At 62.1% G+C, this 15,140-nt stretch carries 14 protein-coding genes and 2 tRNA genes; 9 read left to right on the top strand and 7 right to left on the bottom strand.

Translation table 11 applies throughout. The annotated features are described in order from the left end of the window. Positions 1-140 precede the first annotated feature (140 nt). Both B7449_RS07200 and B7449_RS07195 read left to right on the top strand, forming a co-directional pair. A tRNA-Ser gene (locus B7449_RS07200) sits at positions 141-231 on the top strand. Positions 232-755: 524 nt separating this feature from the next. After that, positions 756-1,580, top strand: a complete 825-nt coding sequence (locus B7449_RS07195) for an SDR family NAD(P)-dependent oxidoreductase (RefSeq protein WP_048883536.1) — start codon at positions 756-758, stop codon at positions 1,578-1,580. A 136-nt stretch (positions 1,581-1,716) separates the two neighbouring features. On the opposite strand, the gene B7449_RS07190 is transcribed toward B7449_RS07195, so the two are convergent. After that, positions 1,717-3,084: an 8-oxoguanine deaminase gene (locus B7449_RS07190; protein WP_082084796.1), complete on the bottom strand. Its 1,368-nt coding sequence runs from the start codon at positions 3,082-3,084 to the stop codon at positions 1,717-1,719. A gap of 335 nt (positions 3,085-3,419) precedes the next feature. Here B7449_RS07190 and B7449_RS07180 point away from each other — a divergent pair, with 335 nt between their 5' ends. Next, on the top strand, positions 3,420-3,983 hold the full coding sequence (locus tag B7449_RS07180) for a DsbA family protein (protein ID WP_039736125.1): 564 nt from the start codon (positions 3,420-3,422) through the stop codon (positions 3,981-3,983). Positions 3,984-4,134: 151 nt separating this feature from the next. Here the strand turns inward: B7449_RS07180 and B7449_RS07175 are convergent. After that, positions 4,135-4,209, bottom strand: a tRNA-Thr gene (locus tag B7449_RS07175). 96 nt (positions 4,210-4,305) lie between these two features. Beyond that, positions 4,306-6,444, bottom strand: a complete 2,139-nt coding sequence (locus B7449_RS07170) for an AsmA family protein (protein WP_048883533.1) — start codon at positions 6,442-6,444, stop codon at positions 4,306-4,308. Between the two features lie 199 nt (positions 6,445-6,643). Between B7449_RS07170 and ilvD the strand changes: the two genes are divergently transcribed. Next, entirely contained in the window at positions 6,644-8,506 is a 1,863-nt protein-coding gene (ilvD, locus tag B7449_RS07165) for a dihydroxy-acid dehydratase (protein WP_039736127.1), read from the top strand. Positions 8,507-8,578: 72 nt separating this feature from the next. On the opposite strand, the gene B7449_RS07160 is transcribed toward ilvD, so the two are convergent. After that, complete coding sequence (locus B7449_RS07160) at positions 8,579-8,791, bottom strand: hypothetical protein (protein WP_039736137.1); 213 nt, start codon at positions 8,789-8,791, stop codon at positions 8,579-8,581. 552 nt (positions 8,792-9,343) lie between these two features. Here B7449_RS07160 and B7449_RS07150 point away from each other — a divergent pair. After that, on the top strand, positions 9,344-10,015 hold the full coding sequence (locus tag B7449_RS07150; protein WP_235721119.1) for a hypothetical protein: 672 nt from the start codon (positions 9,344-9,346) through the stop codon (positions 10,013-10,015). Between the two features lie 130 nt (positions 10,016-10,145). Here the strand turns inward: B7449_RS07150 and B7449_RS07145 are convergent, their stop codons facing one another. Next, the gene (locus B7449_RS07145; protein ID WP_039736130.1) at positions 10,146-10,331 is read right to left on the bottom strand and encodes a hypothetical protein; all 186 of its coding nucleotides are present in this window, start codon (positions 10,329-10,331) and stop codon (positions 10,146-10,148) included. Positions 10,332-10,399: 68 nt separating this feature from the next. On the opposite strand from B7449_RS07145, the gene B7449_RS07140 reads away from it, so the two are divergent. Both B7449_RS07140 and B7449_RS07135 read left to right on the top strand, forming a co-directional pair. Beyond that, positions 10,400-11,251 carry a DNA/RNA non-specific endonuclease gene (locus B7449_RS07140; RefSeq protein ID WP_235721120.1) on the top strand — a complete coding sequence of 284 codons (852 nt, stop codon included), beginning with the start codon at positions 10,400-10,402 and terminating at the stop codon, positions 11,249-11,251. 25 nt (positions 11,252-11,276) lie between these two features. Then, on the top strand, positions 11,277-11,558 hold the full coding sequence (locus B7449_RS07135) for a hypothetical protein (RefSeq protein ID WP_039736132.1): 282 nt from the start codon (positions 11,277-11,279) through the stop codon (positions 11,556-11,558). A gap of 110 nt (positions 11,559-11,668) precedes the next feature. Here the strand turns inward: B7449_RS07135 and rpsI are convergent, their stop codons facing one another. Together rpsI and rplM are read right to left on the bottom strand one after the other, a co-directional pair. Beyond that, positions 11,669-12,172 carry a 30S ribosomal protein S9 gene (rpsI, locus tag B7449_RS07130; RefSeq protein ID WP_025439615.1) on the bottom strand — a complete coding sequence of 168 codons (504 nt, stop codon included), beginning with the start codon at positions 12,170-12,172 and terminating at the stop codon, positions 11,669-11,671. A gap of 5 nt (positions 12,173-12,177) precedes the next feature. Next, a complete protein-coding gene (gene rplM / locus B7449_RS07125; RefSeq protein ID WP_010510192.1) occupies positions 12,178-12,660 on the bottom strand; it encodes a 50S ribosomal protein L13 in 483 nt (160 codons plus the stop codon). A gap of 231 nt (positions 12,661-12,891) precedes the next feature. On the opposite strand from rplM, the gene B7449_RS07120 reads away from it, so the two are divergent. Then, complete coding sequence (locus B7449_RS07120; protein WP_039736133.1) at positions 12,892-14,238, top strand: hypothetical protein; 1,347 nt, start codon at positions 12,892-12,894, stop codon at positions 14,236-14,238. Next, entirely contained in the window at positions 14,238-15,098 is an 861-nt protein-coding gene (locus B7449_RS07115) for an SDR family oxidoreductase (protein WP_039736134.1), read from the top strand. The genes B7449_RS07120 and B7449_RS07115 overlap by 1 nt, the downstream gene beginning before the upstream one ends. Positions 15,099-15,140: the final 42 nt, after the last annotated feature.

The following is a 15,140-nucleotide window of genomic DNA, read 5'->3' as shown; positions in this document are numbered from 1 at the left end:
CCCCGCCTGGCCTGCCGCGCCACAATCGCGACAGGCCGGGCGGGCATGGCGTTTTCTACTTGCGCCAATGAAAATTGGTGATATGTTCCGCCGCATCGGACACCGCCACCAGAGATGGGGCATACAGTCTGATACCGGCTGGAGAGATGGCCGAGCGGCTTAAGGCGCACGCTTGGAAAGCGTGTGTACGTTAATAGCGTACCGTGGGTTCGAATCCCACTCTCTCCGCCAACTACCTTTCCCAAACAATCACATACGGTATCAAAACGCTGGTTTCCCGGCGCTTTTTGTGTTTCTTCTGTCCCTATTGTTCTCTATTTGTATCAGGCAGCATCAGCAAACAGCGGGTATGCAGCGGGTATGGAACGCATATGGTGCAGTGACATGCACAACATCTTCCGATGCCCCGGTACCCATACATGGAACACGCGCCTTCATGTGCTGCGTGGGCCCAGCCGACCGCAAGGAAGCGACAGGCCGTCGTGCACTGGCGCGTGAAAAGACATGCAGTGAGATAGGCACACGCCTATCCGGTCCGGGAATTGTTCGCATTATGAATGAATGTCATCGGGACAGCAGATCAGACGGAAGCGATCCGGTTCTCGACGTATCATTTTATGACAGATACCATGGACATGATCAGGCAGGGGGTAGACATTCCCCTTCATCGCAGGGAAAAGCCCTTGCGGAATGCCGGGTCGGACGCGTATCAGGCGCTACGACAGGGCATTGCGGTCAGGGAAGTAAGTAGTTCGTTGGAAAATAGTAATTTAAAGGACAGGACCGGTACGCCAGCAACAGGCAGGATCGCCGTCGTAACGGGGGCTACCGGCGGTATTGGACAGGCACTGGTGCGCCGCATGCTCGGGTGTGGCTACCGCGTTGTCATATTATCCCGACAGGTACAGGCGGATATGCCCGGCGTCACGTCGATTGCCTGTGACCTGACCGATATGGACAGCATAGGCAAGGCTGCCGAAACAATCCTCAGCCATGCGCCGCAACTGGATGTGATCGTACATTGCGCGGGGATCATCACGCCCCGGGCAGTGGGCGAAATGGGCAGGCAGGAAATTGCCGACCAGATCGCGGTTGACCTGACCGCGCCGATCGAACTGACCAATACCCTGCTGCCCGCCATGCGGCGCGGGGGGCATATCGTGTTCGTCAATTCCATGGCGGCGGTTTTCCCGCTGGCAGGCAGCAGTGTCTATACGGCCGCCAAATTCGGCCTGCGCGGTTTCGCCCGTGCACTGGAACAGGAACTGCGGCCCCGGCGCATACAGGTGTCATCCATCTATCCCGCCAGCGTCAATACGCCGATGCTACGCCAGGAAATGGATGCGGGCGGGTCGATATACAATTTCATCGACCAGCCGCAGGAACCCGATGTCACGGCGCAACGGATACTGGAATGCTGCGAACGCAACAGCCGGGAAATCTTCAGTTCTATCTTTGACAAACTGTTCACCCATGCCTGCCTGGCGTCGCAAGGGCTGCTCAACCTCAGCCTGCCGGTCATGAAGATTCTGGGCCGGATGGGCTACCGCACCTATAAACGGCGCTCTTCACGCAGCTGATCGACAGGACAGGGTAACCGTCTTAAATGCCCCTGAAATCATAAAGAAGTTTTTGGTGAAGCTTTTTTCAAAAAGCTTCGAAGAACGCCGCCATTCCGGAAAAAGGCGGCGCCCAAAAACCGTTATTCATTTCTTATCAGGATTTTTCCAGCAGTTCGCGGGCCAGCGCATTATGCTGGCGCGCCAGTGCGACCGGGTCATGCGCCGTAAACTGGCCATCGCGGATCAGCACCCGGCCGTTAACGATGCTGCATGACACTCTGCCCGGCGTACAGAACACCAGTGCCGCTACCGGGTCGGACTGCGCGCCCGCATGGTCGATCCCACGCATGTCGAACGCCACGATATCGGCAGCCATGCCGGGGGCCAGATAGCCGACATCATCACGCCCCAGCACGGCGGCGCCACCACGGGTTGCCAGTTCCAGCACCTCGCGCGCGCGCATCATGGGCTGGTTGTCAGCCGTGGGCAACAGACGCCCCAGCAGCATGGCCTGACGGGCTTCCCCCAGCATATGGCTGCCATCGTTGGAAGCCGAACCGTCCACCCCCAGCCCGACCCGCATGCCCGCCGCCACCATCCGGCGCACGGGGGCAATGCCCGAGCCCAGCCGCATGTTGGAACACGGGCAATGCGCCATGCCGGTATGGGTCGCGCCAAAACGGTGAATGCCCGCATCATCCAGCTGCACACAATGGGCGTGCCAGACATCGCTGCCGATCCAGCCGGTATCCTCGGCATATTCGGCGGGAGCCATGTTGAACGTCTCGCGGCTGTAGGCAATGTCGCTGGCGTTTTCCGCCAGATGGGTATGCAGCATCGTCCCCGTTGCACGGGCAAGGGCGGCGGCATTGCGCATAAGATCGCGACTGACGGAAAAGGGCGAACACGGGGCCACCGCCACCCGCAACATCGCAAGTGGTGCCGGATCATGGTAGGTTTCGATCACGCGCTGCGTGTCCGACAGGATGGCGTCCTCATCTTCCACAACCCGGTCTGGGGGCAGGCCGCCCTTGCTTTCCCCGACACTCATGGCGCCACGGGCGGCGTGGAACCGTATGCCCATCTGCCCCGCCGCCTCGATTTCATCATCCAGGCGCGCGCCATTGGGAAACAGGTACAGGTGATCGCTGGTGGTGGTGCATCCCGACCACAGCAGTTCCGTCATGGCGGTGCAGGCGGACACCCGGATCATGTCCGGCGTCAGGCCCGACCATATGGGATAGAGCGCCTGCAGCCACCCGAACAGGGACGCATCCTGTGCTGCGGGAATGACACGCGTCAGGGTCTGGTACATATGGTGGTGGGTATTGACCATGCCCGGCATCACCACATGCCCCGTCATGTCCATGACATCATCCGCAACGGGCAACGGGTCCGCTGGCGTGCCAATGGCCGCAACCTGCCGGTCCCGCACCAGTACCCATCCCCCTTCGATTTCGCGCCTTGCGGCATCCATCGTGACCAGACGCAGCGCATTCTTGAGCAAAAGGGTGCGGACCATGCAATACCACCATACGGGAAGGGAAAACGTTCCGTATATGCCGGTTTTTACGCACGCTGCCTATATGGAAGAGCATGTTCTCATGGCAGCCTGCCGGGGTGTTTCAAAAGCCTGCCCGGAAAACAGTCCAGAAATCAGGACCAGCTTTCCACAATGCCGCCTTTTTGGAAAAAATTGTCAGGGTATTTGACAACAGCCCCCCTGCGGGCACTGCCTGCATTATGAATGCAGCAGGCCCATAGGGTAGAAAGACAGTGGATGAACCGGCAGGCTGCCCCCATGTTTCATTGATCGGGACAATCCTGTCGCCACCGCCGCATGAAGGAACCAGCACCATGCCAGCATCTCCTGCCCCCCTGCATGTCGATCCGCTTGTATGGGGACATGGCCCGCGTATTTTTGAAGCCTTCCTTGAACCGACCTGCCCGTTCTCGTGCCGGGCCTTCAGCAAACTGCCCGACCTGCTGGAAAAAGCTGGCGCGGACCGGATCACCATCAAAATCCGCCTGCAATCCCAGCCATGGCACATGTTTTCCGGTGTCATCATACGGTGCATCCTTGCGGCCTCCACGCTGGAAGGCGGCAAGGAAGCCGCCCGCACCGTCATGGCGGCGGTAGCCGCACACCGCGAGGAATTCGAATTTACCGATCACTGCGCCGGTCCCAACATGGATGCGACGCCAAACGACATCATCAAACGGATCGAGCGCTACAGCGGCCTGCATCTGGCGCAGGCCTTTGCCGTGCCGGAATTGCAGAAAGCCATCAAATGGCAGTGCAGGTACAGCCGCCAGAACGGTATCCATGTTTCCCCCACCTTCATGGTGGACGGGCTGATCGATCCCGCCATCAGCAGTGGCGATACGGTCGAGGCCTGGATGGAGCGTATTTTCGCCTGAGGAACGGCCGCCAGCCTGGATATCAAAATTTCCGGTGAAGTTTTTTTCAAAACGCTCCAGAAATACCGTCTTTTTTGCCGGGGTCGTGTGCGGAACATGCGCCGCATGCGCCTCGTGCGCTTTCACTAACTGACTGTTTTATTTGAAAAGATGGTGCCGGGTGAGGGATTTGAACCCCCGGCCTTCGGTTTACAAAACCGCTGCACTACCACTGTGCTAACCCGGCATGGCAGCAGAACACGCCCGGCATGCGGACGGTTCACTGCATCTGTTTCCCCTTTTTGCCGAAATGCCCCACATGGTCAAGCGGGGATTCCACCCTTTAATGCGTGGCCATCCGGTGCGCCCACACGGCACGGATCCGCTCACGCTCCGCACGGCTCAGGCCACCGGATACCGCGGTATCCGCCGGTCGCGCCGCCGCAGCAGCCCTGCGCGCGCGCGCGGCGCGACGCACGGGGCGGGAAGCATGGGGCGCGATGCCTGCGGCGGGGTTTTCGTTTACCTCCCTGATCGCCTCGGCACAGGATGACTGCTTGCCCACACCCGCCTCGATCGTGGGCAGCAGCCCCACGGGGGAGAACACGAAGCCCGTCAGCACGGACGCCACGGCGCGACCGATCACCTCCGCCCCAGGCATGATGCTGGGATGCTTCAGCGGCCCGGTAATGTGCAGCGGACCGGGAAAGGACGCGATGGCGAAATGGCGCGAGCGGGTCAGCAGGGCATATTTGATGGTGTTGTCACTGAAGTTGATGTCCCCCTTGCCCACCGTGGACGTATCGCCCGTTTCCATCAGCATGGTCTTGGTATGGAACACCCCGTCGCGCAGCGGCATGTCCGCGATCAGGCATTTCAGGTCGGTCTTGGCTGGCAGGCCAAGGGCGGACAGCAGCGCCTTGCCCAGTTCCAGCCCCAGCAGGTCAGGCAGAATGGCGGAAATATCCCCGCCTTCATCCAGCGCCATGGTCACGCCGCCATTGCCATCGCCCACGATCTGGGCCAGCGACTGCCCATGGCCATGTACCATGATATGGCCGCCGATCGTCCCCTGCCCCTGATAATTGCCCAGTGCCTGCATGAGGCGGGAAAGGTCGATCTGTTCCATGTCGATACGGATGCGCGCATCAACGCCGTTGCCCTGCGGCACGAAGGTGCCGCTGCTGGCAAGCCGGCCCTTGCCCACGCCAAAGCTCAGATGGTGAACATCGATCGTCCCGTCCTGAATATCGACCAGCGCATCAATGTTATCCAGCGGCACATGCCGGTTTTCGATATGGTCCCCATGATAGGCCAGATGTACGTTTGTGGCCTTCAGCTTGGGCATGTTGATGGGCGTGGTGGGCAGGACGGCGCCACTGGCCTCATGCGCCTTCTGTTCCGCCGCCTGCTGCGCGGTGGAGGGACGGTCCCCCGGCGTGGCCCCGAAGAAACCGCCAAGGTCCGCCAGATCCACATGGCGCGAATGCAGTTCGGCATCCACGAATGTCACGACCTGATGGGGATCGACGCTCAGCGTGCCGCCAAGGTCGCTGGAGCCGACCATGCCCTCGAAATCATGAAAGCGTACGCGCCGGTCATGGTAATCAAGGCTGCCCGCCACGTGATAGGCTGGCGTCTGCGGGATCACCACGCCGGTCAGCGGATACAGCAGCGACATGTCCGGCCCCGCCAGCGTCAGCCGCAGGCGCGCGCCCCGGAACGATATCGGGTCATCCACCGATCCCGCCAGCGTCAGGCGCGTGGGGCCGTGATGTACCTCGACATCCACAGGATAGGGTTTCGCCCTGTCCGCCAGCGACACCAGCGCCCCGCCGGAAAAATGCCCCGTAATGGCCTGCCCGGTATAGGTGCCGCGCACATCCGCCACGATGCGGGCCTGCGCATCCCCCTTCGCGGGGGTGGCGGGGGTGGTGTGCACCTGGGCGCGCATGTCGCTGCGCAGGCCCGCATGCACGAAATGCATCTGCCCGTCGGTAATGTTCAGTTCGCCAATCCGCGGCATGGCGGTGGACCCGCCATCGCTGCTGCCGGGGAAATGGTAATTGGCCGTGCCGTCACGCCTTTCATCCAGTTCCACAGCAGGCCTGTCCAGCGCGATGACCGGCAGGTCGACCGTCCCCCCCAGCAGGTGCCACAGGTTGATCCCCACCATCAGATGGTCCGCCGTGGCGAAGGGCGGCAGGGTGGCGAACCCGTCGGGTTCATCAATATGCACGTCATCAGCGGTAATGCGGATCACGCGGCCGGGATGCACATGCAGGTGCGCAATCGTGACCCTGCGGCCCAACGCCGCCTCCGCCCGGCGTTCCACCAGCGGAATGAACCAGTCCCATGACCAGAAGATGACCAGCGCCAGGACAGCCACAGCCAGAACCCCCAGCACCGGAAAACGTATCTGCGCCAGCACGCCACGCCGCTGCGTTCTGGATGATCCATCCTGACGGTCCGGTTCTGGCATGCCGCGTGCGCTCCTTGTGCAATGACGGGTACGATATCAGATGAACGACTGGCCGTATGTGGAGTTGCGGCCCTGCCCGCACCCTTACCCACCCACGGTTAACGGCAGGTTTGGACTGGCGCGCCGCGCGTGTGTCCTGTATGCGGTCAGGCAATATCGTTCCCCTATGCTAACCCGATTGTCGCGAGAGGTCACTGTCATGCCCGCCTATCGTTCCCGCACTACGACCCATGGCCGCAACATGGCCGGTGCGCGCAGCCTGTGGCGTGCAACCGGCATGAAGGACGGTGACTTCGGCAAGCCGATCATCGCCATCGCCAATTCATTCACGCAGTTCGTGCCCGGTCATGTTCACCTCAAGGACCTGGGCCAGCTTGTGGCGGGCGCCGTGGCCGAAGCCGGGGGCATTGGCCGGGAATTCAACACCATCGCCGTGGATGACGGCATCGCCATGGGCCATGGCGGCATGCTGTACAGCCTGCCGTCGCGCGAACTGATCGCGGATGCGGTGGAATACATGGTTAACGCCCACTGCGCCGATGCGCTGGTGTGCATAAGCAACTGCGACAAGATCACGCCGGGCATGCTGATGGCGGCGATGCGGCTGAACATCCCGACCATCTTCGTCTCTGGCGGACCGATGGAAGCGGGCAAGATCATCAATAACGGCACCGAGCAGCAGGTCGACCTCATCACGTCGATGGTGGCGGCGGCCAATTCCGATGTGACGGATGAACAGTCTGCCACGATCGAACGCTCCGCCTGTCCCACCTGCGGGTCGTGCTCGGGCATGTTCACCGCCAATTCCATGAACTGCCTGACCGAGGCGCTGGGCCTTGCCCTGCCGGGCAATGGCAGCCTTGTCGCGACCCATGCCGACCGCCGCGAACTGTTCGAGCGCGCAGGCCGCGAGATCGTGGACCTCGCCCGTCGCTGGTACGAAAACGACGACGCCACCGCCCTGCCGCGCAATATCGCCACCAAGGCCGCGTTTGAAAACGCCATGTCGGTCGATATCGCCATGGGCGGGTCAACCAATACCGTGCTGCACCTGCTGGCGGCAGCGCATGAGGGCAAGGTGCATTTCACCATGTCCGACATCGACCGCCTGTCCCACAGGGTACCGAACCTGTGCAAGGTCTCGCCCTCGCGCATGGATATCCATATGGAGGACGTGCACCGCGCCGGCGGCATTCCCGCCATCATGGGCGAACTCGCCCGCATGGGCCTGCTGCACATGGATGCCCCCAACGTACATGCTCCCAGCGTATCCGCGGCGCTGGCCAGGTGGGATATCAGCGCCAGCACGGCCGATGAGAACGCACGCACCTTCTTCCGCGCAGCCCCCGGCGGCGTACGCACCACCGAAGCATTTTCGCAGGCCAGCCGTTACAAGACGCTGGACACCGACCGCGCGAATGGCGCGATCCGTGACGCGGAACATGCCTACAGCCAGGATGGTGGCCTTGCGGTCCTGTTCGGCAACCTTGCGGAGGATGGCGCCATCGTCAAAACCGCGGGCGTGGCCGACAACCTGCTGACCTTCACCGGGCCTGCCCGCATTTTTGAAAGTCAGGACGCCGCCGTGTCCGCCATTCTTGGCAATAAGATCGTACCGGGCGACGTGGTGGTCATCCGCTACGAAGGACCGAAGGGCGGGCCGGGCATGCAGGAAATGCTGTATCCGACCAGCTACCTGAAATCCAAGGGACTGGCTGAAAAATGCGCCCTGATCACCGATGGCCGCTTCTCCGGCGGCAGTTCGGGGCTGTCGATCGGCCATATCTCGCCCGAGGCGGCGGAAGGCGGCATCATCGGCCTTCTGCATGAAGGCGACACCATCGAGATCGACATTCCCAACCGCATCCTGCGCACCACCGTCACGGATGCGGAACTGGCCGCCCGCCGCGACGAAATGGAAGAGCGTGGCGAGCGTGCATGGCAGCCGGACCGCACGCGCGAGGTCTCGGTCGCCCTGCAGGCTTACAGCGCCCTGACCACCAGTGCCGCGCGCGGGGCGGTGCGTGATGTCAGCCAGCTTGGCCGCCGCACCAGCCGCTGACACATCCGGCGGACTGTAACAGACAACGCCCCGGCGGGAGCCTGTCCCGCCGGGGCGTTGCGCGTTGTGGGGCTATGCCTCGCGGAAGGCGATGGCCTTGTGCCCCATGCGGCGGAAGGTTGCCGTCACCCGCCGCTTCAGCGCCACCAGATCGGGAAGGATGGCGTTATGCAGCGAGCGGACGCTGTCATGAGTTGCGTAAAAACGCAGCGAGGAGGCAATGCCCGTTATGATGGCCGCCCCCACGAACACACCATCCACTTCTATGATCTTTGACTCAAACATGGTTTCCTGACCCACACCATCGGTCTGCCAGCCCGCGCGGTCCCCCATGGGGCGAACCGTCCCGCATGCTGCCGCCGACAGTATTCTTCTGATTTCCGTTACCCGCCGCAAACGCGGCAGGCAGGTGGAAGTTCCCCCATCGCAAACCCGCAAAAACCTGTTCCTACAGGGGGTTGCCGGATACGGCCTGCGGCATGCGACAGGACATCCCGACACCGCACGGCACCGGGAATGCAGGCCTGAAAAAGACGATTATTATGGCATTTCCATGACTGTCGGAAATATGTCAGACAAATATCAAAATAATACATGTCATACATGACGAAACTGAAATATTTATCTTGAAATAATAAAGTATATGAACTTTCCAGTCTGTCTGCCTCCCTTTCATGCACATGGCGGCATCTGGCGGCAGGTCTTGCACGAGATGCACCAGACCACCCATACTGCGTAAGGCTGATATGCCGCCGCCCCCCGTGACAGCCGGGGAAGAAAGCGGTTCCCTGCCACCATGACAGTCAATCCAGACCCTACACTGACCGGTGCACTCCCTTGCCTAGCCTGACACGTCCGATCTTTCCCGCATTCCCCGCCCTGTGCCGTGGCGTACTATATGGCACGGCCCTGTACCTTGCCCTGCCGGGTGGAACAGGCACGGCGCATGCCGCATCCGCCACCTATCCAGCACCTATCATAGGCACGGAAACCACCGCGCATGCATGGGGCATCGACACGCGCTTTGCCCAGACCGCGCCCTGTCAGGTCGAGATGACCATAAACCAGTCCGTCTTCATGGCGCATATGCCCGAGATGATTCAGGCGGGCCTGTTCAATACACAGGTCACGCCCGCCCTGCAGAAGCAGGCGCCGCATTATCTTATGAACACATTGCAGATGGATGTGACGCCGGGGTTCGTCCACACGCTGTTTACCCAGCGCGGCGCGCCCGCCCGCTGCCATTTCGCATGGTTCTACACAGCCCCGGACGGGGGACGCCATCCCATGGTGAACTTTGACATGACCCGTCAGGCGCATGATCGCATCGACTGGGCGCATCTGCGTTTTGGCGACATGATGACGGCGGCGCAGAACCCGGTGGTGGACCGGGAATTCGACGTGCAGGTCAATCAGGAAACGATTGATGTGACAATCGCGCTGTCCAGGACTGGCGAGATGCCGGACCTGCCCGCCCCCACCAGTGCGACAGGGCCACGCACGCCCTAGAAACTGCCTGAAAAGCCCGGATACGCCGCCTTTTTGGAAAAGACGGCCTCTGGACGCTTTTGTTTTTTATCAGCCGGCTGTTTTTAAAAATCTGTCCGGAAAATATCCAGAAATCATAAGATAAGATTTTTTAGTAGCCATGCCCGTTGACCATCTGGATGACAAGATCGGCCACCGCCACGATCACCAGTACGATCGTCACTACACGCAGGCCAAGGCGAAGCATACGCTTACGCCCCGTAAGCGGCAGGTCCTGACGGTGCAGGATAAAAGGCCCCGGCTGGTCAGGGTTTCCCGAATCAGGTTGGTCGGCCATTGCCCTGCCCCATCAGATGTTTCATGGATAGGCCCCGTTTTAACAGAACATATGGATAACGCCAGACCGTGTCCCGACGCTGCCCTGCCCCATGCATGACACGGTATGTCCTGCCTTTCCTGATCGGCCTCATGACCCTGGCCCATGGCGCACATGCCGAAGGGTGCGCGGAACTGGGCGCGGGACAGCAGCTGCCCACGCTGGACAATGCGAAGCTGTCGCCCCGGACGCAGCTTCTGTGCAATGCCCGGTACGCCGTGCTGTATTCCGGCCTTGCACGCGAACCCCTGTGGTCGGCGGAGCATCTGGATGCCGACATGGTCCGCGCGGCCATGTCCACCCCGCGACGTGGCGACTTCCATACCGACCCACGCGTTGCACCGGGTGAGCAGGCGGAACTGGAGGATTATGTCCGATCCGGCTTTGACCGGGGGCACATGACCCCGTCGGGCGATATGCCAGATGAACAGACACAGGAAGAAACGTTCCTGCTATCCAACATCGTGCCGCAACGCGCCACGCTGAACCGGAGCCGATGGGCGGAAATCGAATCGGGAGTGCGCAGGCTGACCCTGCGCGAAGGCGAACTGTATGTGGTGACCGGCCCCGCCTTCCATGCCCGCACCCTGTCCGCCATCGGGAAGGACCGCGTGCTGGTGCCCACCTCGACATGGAAAGCCGTATATGATCCCCGCCGTGAACAGACGGGGGTATATGTCTGCCATAATGTGTCGCGCGCCCCCGGCTGCAGTCATGTCAGCGTGGCGGAACTGACCCATATCACCGGGATTGATCCCTTCCCCGCCCTGCCCGCGCGTATGAAGCAGGTCTGCATGACGCTCCCCTTTGGTGCGACGCGCACGCGGAGCACAACCCGTCACCGCCGCCGCACCCGGCATACCTATTACCAGTGGTGGTAGGCCCTTTTTTCGCAGGAGACATATCATGACCACCCACCGCCCGCCGCTACAGGACAATACCGCCCTTGTCCCCTTCGCCAATAACAGCGACAGCCGCACCATTGGCGGCATGACGGTGGAAAACGGCACTGACAGCATCGCCTTTTACGGCCAGACAGATCTGAGCCGCGATAAGGCCGGGCTGGAACGCGCGCAGGCGCTGCTGACCTTCATGCAGCAGGTCGTGGATACGCTGGCAGCCCAGAAGGACCTGCCTGACACATTGCCACCGCGCAAACCGGCCAAGGTCGCCAATCCCTTTGCCTGACCCGGCATGCGCATGACCATACAGGCCTGATGCACAACGGGGCCGGTCCATTGCTGGACCGACCCCGTTGAAAAACCCGTATCCCGTGGCGCGCCACGGGAAAAGCAGGATCAGCGCTTGCTGAACTGGAAGGAACGACGTGCCTTGGCGCGACCGTACTTCTTACGTTCAACAACACGCGAATCGCGCGTCAGGAAGCCGGCAGCCTTCAGGATGCTACGCAGCGCGGGTTCGTAATGGGTCAGCGCGCGGCTGATGCCATGACGGACCGCACCGGCCTGACCGGACAGACCGCCACCAACGACCGTGCAGTACACGTCGAACTGGTTGTAGCGATCGGCAACCAGGAACGGCTGGGTGATCAGCATGCGCAGGACCGGGCGGGCGAAGTAGGTGCCGACCGGACGGCCATTGACGATGATGTCGCCCTTGCCCGGCTTGATCCACACGCGGGCGACGGCGTCCTTACGACGGCCCGTGGCATAGGAACGGCCCTGCGCGTCGCGCTTGGCTTCGTAAACGGGTGCGGCTTCCTGCGAGGAGGTTACCTGACCGGACGCAACAGCTTCCTTGAGGTCGGCCAGCGTGCCTGTACGTTCTTGGGTTTCAGACATGGAGTTCAGCCCCCGACCTTCTGGGTGTTGACGGCGTTCTTGCGGTTCATCGACGCAACATCGAGAACCTGCGGCTTCTGCCCTTCGTGCGGATGTTCGCTACCGGCATAGACATACAGGTGCTTCATCTGCGCGCGCTGCAGCGGGCCACGGGTGATCATGCGCTCGACCGCCTTGCGCACGACATCGCCGGGGTTCTTGCCGGTCAGGCGCTGGGTGATGGTGCGTTCCTTGATCCCGCCGGGGTAGCCGGTGTGGTAGTGGAACAGCTTCTGGTCCACCTTGTTGCCGGTCAGGCGGACCTTCTCGGCGTTGATGACGACAATGTTGTCGCCGCAATCAACATGCGGGGTGAACTGGGGCTTGTGCTTGCCGCGCAGGCGCTGGGCGATGATGGTCGCCAGGCGACCCAGGACGAGGCCTTCGGCGTCGATCAGGGTCCAGCCACGCGTCACCTCTGCGGGTTTCAGCGAAAGTGTGGTCTTCATGGATTCAGTGTTCCGTCCAGTAATGTAGCGGTAACAGGTGGCGCGTTATCATCCGTACGCGACGCAAACGTCAAGCACATAATCCCGTTCAGGCGGCATTTTTCCGGTAAAAAAACGTGTGTGGTATCATGATACCGCACATCTTTCCGCAGTCCCCATCCCACTGGCGATTGCCGAAGGGGGCTGGAATGCGATAGCACTCAGTTCAAGGTCATTACGGATATCAGGCTCGTGAAGAAACTCTATCCCGCCATTCCCCTGCTTATACTGGTGCTGCTGGTCGGCAGCTGGGGGGTGCATCACTTTGCCCAACGCAGGCTTGAAGCCGGCATTGCCGACTTCAGGGCCTCGATCGGGCCTGACGCCTCCTTCAGCTACGCCACGGCCCGGCCGCGCACGCTGGCGCGCGGCGCGCATTTTACCGCCGTGACCTACCATAACCCCGCCATGACGCTGATCGCGGCGGACGTGCGGCTGGGTGGCCTGACGGGCAACAACGTGCAGGGCGAGAAAATCGGCAGCCTGGTGCTGCGTGATGTGAAGGTCATGACCGCCAGCAACACCATATCGCTGGACCAGGTGGAACTGGGCAACCTTGTCCTGCCCAATACCGCACGGGTGACGGGTGACATGGCCCGCCCGCTGGGATTCGATTCCCTCGTGCTGGACCGGGGGGCGTTCACCAATCTGCATGTAGCGATTCCCGCCAGCCAGACGGACGTGACCATCGGGCGCATGGCCATCAGCCAGTACGGGATGGGACGGTCATCGCACCTTGACCTTGACCGGCTGGCGACCCAGATCAACCTGACGCCGACACGCCGCATCTCCGTCGAGCATATCGTGGTGGACGGCCCGGATTTCGCCAGCGAGGTCGCAAGCCTGATCCAGTCGGGCCACCTGGTTCATGAACGCCATCCGCAGACCATGGACCTGAAGAAGGTCGAAATCGACAGCACCCACCCCATGCTGCAGATCGACCATGTCACCACGTCGCGTTTCTCCACCGAAACCGAAGACAAGATGGATACGAAGCTGGACCACCTGACCCTGTGGGCCACCGGAACGGACAATCCCTCCATCCTCAACGCCTTCGGCTATGACCATTTCAGCGGCAACCTGCATGCCAGCAGCACCAGCGACCGCAGCGCGGGCCGCGTGCATCTGGAACCGCTGACCATCGAAGCCCCCGACATGGGCAACCTGACCATGGTGGCCGAACTGGACCAGATCCCGTTTGACGACATGGCCATCATTCCCGAAACCGCCCGCATCGTCTCCGCCGCCATGACGTGGGATGACCTGTCGCTGGCCAACCATGTGGTGGCGGGACTGGCCAAAAGCCGGAACATGGATGTAGATGCCTACCGGCAGAACCTGCTGGCCACGCTTGCCACGTCCGATGATGCGTCGATGCGTGCAATGGGCCGCTTCCTGCAGTCCCCGCAGGACCATCCGCTGCAGATCGCCCTGCGTCCGATGAAGCCTGTCAACCTGATGATGCTGGGCGTTGCCCTGTCCATGGCGGGGGATCCCTCGGTCGCGGCACCTCTGGGCCTGACCATTTCCACACCCTGATGCCCGGCGGCGGGCCGGTCCATGTCATTGGCGCGACCGGCCGTTCGGGACTGGCGCTGTGCCATGCGCTGAAGGCGCGCGGGCGGGCCATCATTCCCGTCGTGCGCAGCCTGCCCCGATGGCAGGCGACGGGCATGGCCTGTCCTGCCCGCGTGGCCGACCTGCTGGCTGATCCCGCCGCGTTGCGGGCAGCGCTGGCGGACGCCACGTCGATCGTGCTGACCACCCATGCCCGCCATCTGCCCGCCGTGCTGGCGGCGGCCCCCGACACCGCCCGGATCGTGGCGCTGGGCAGTACCCGCATCTTCACCCGCTGGCCCGACGCGCATGCCCGTGGCGTGCTGCACGGCGCGCAGGCCCTTGCCCGGTCCGGGCGGAACGGCGTGCTGCTGCACCCGACCATGATCTATGGCGCGACAGGGGAAGACAATGTGCAGCGTCTGGCCGCCCTCATGCACCGGCTGCCCATCCTGCCGCTGCCCGGCGGCGGGGCATCACGCATCCAGCCCATATGGCAGGGCGACGTGACCCGCGCCATCCTTGCGGCACTCGACCGCCAGTGGAACGGTCCCCACAGCCTGATCATCGCAGGCAGTGACCAGATCAGCTATCGCGACTTCACGCGCCATGTCGCCCGTGCCGCAGGCATGTGGCCCCGCCCCGTTGTGCCCGTCCCCGGGTGGCTGCTGATCGCCGCGGCCCGGCTCCATCCACCCGGCCTGCCACGCATCATGCCCGCTGAGGTGCGACGCCTGCTGGAAGACAAGATTTTCGACATCGCCCCCATGCGCACGCAGCTGGGGCTTGCACCCACACCGCTGTCGGTGGGGCTGGAACGCACGTTCGGACGGCCCGGTTAAGACAACCCGCCGCCAGACGTCGTATTCTTCATTTTATCAGGA

It is taken from the genome of Komagataeibacter intermedius TF2, assembly GCF_000964425.1.
Classification (GTDB): Bacteria; Pseudomonadota; Alphaproteobacteria; order Acetobacterales; family Acetobacteraceae; genus Komagataeibacter; species Komagataeibacter intermedius.
The sequence above is the reverse complement of the archived record's forward strand: the minus strand, read 5'-3'. Positions and strand labels throughout refer to the sequence as shown.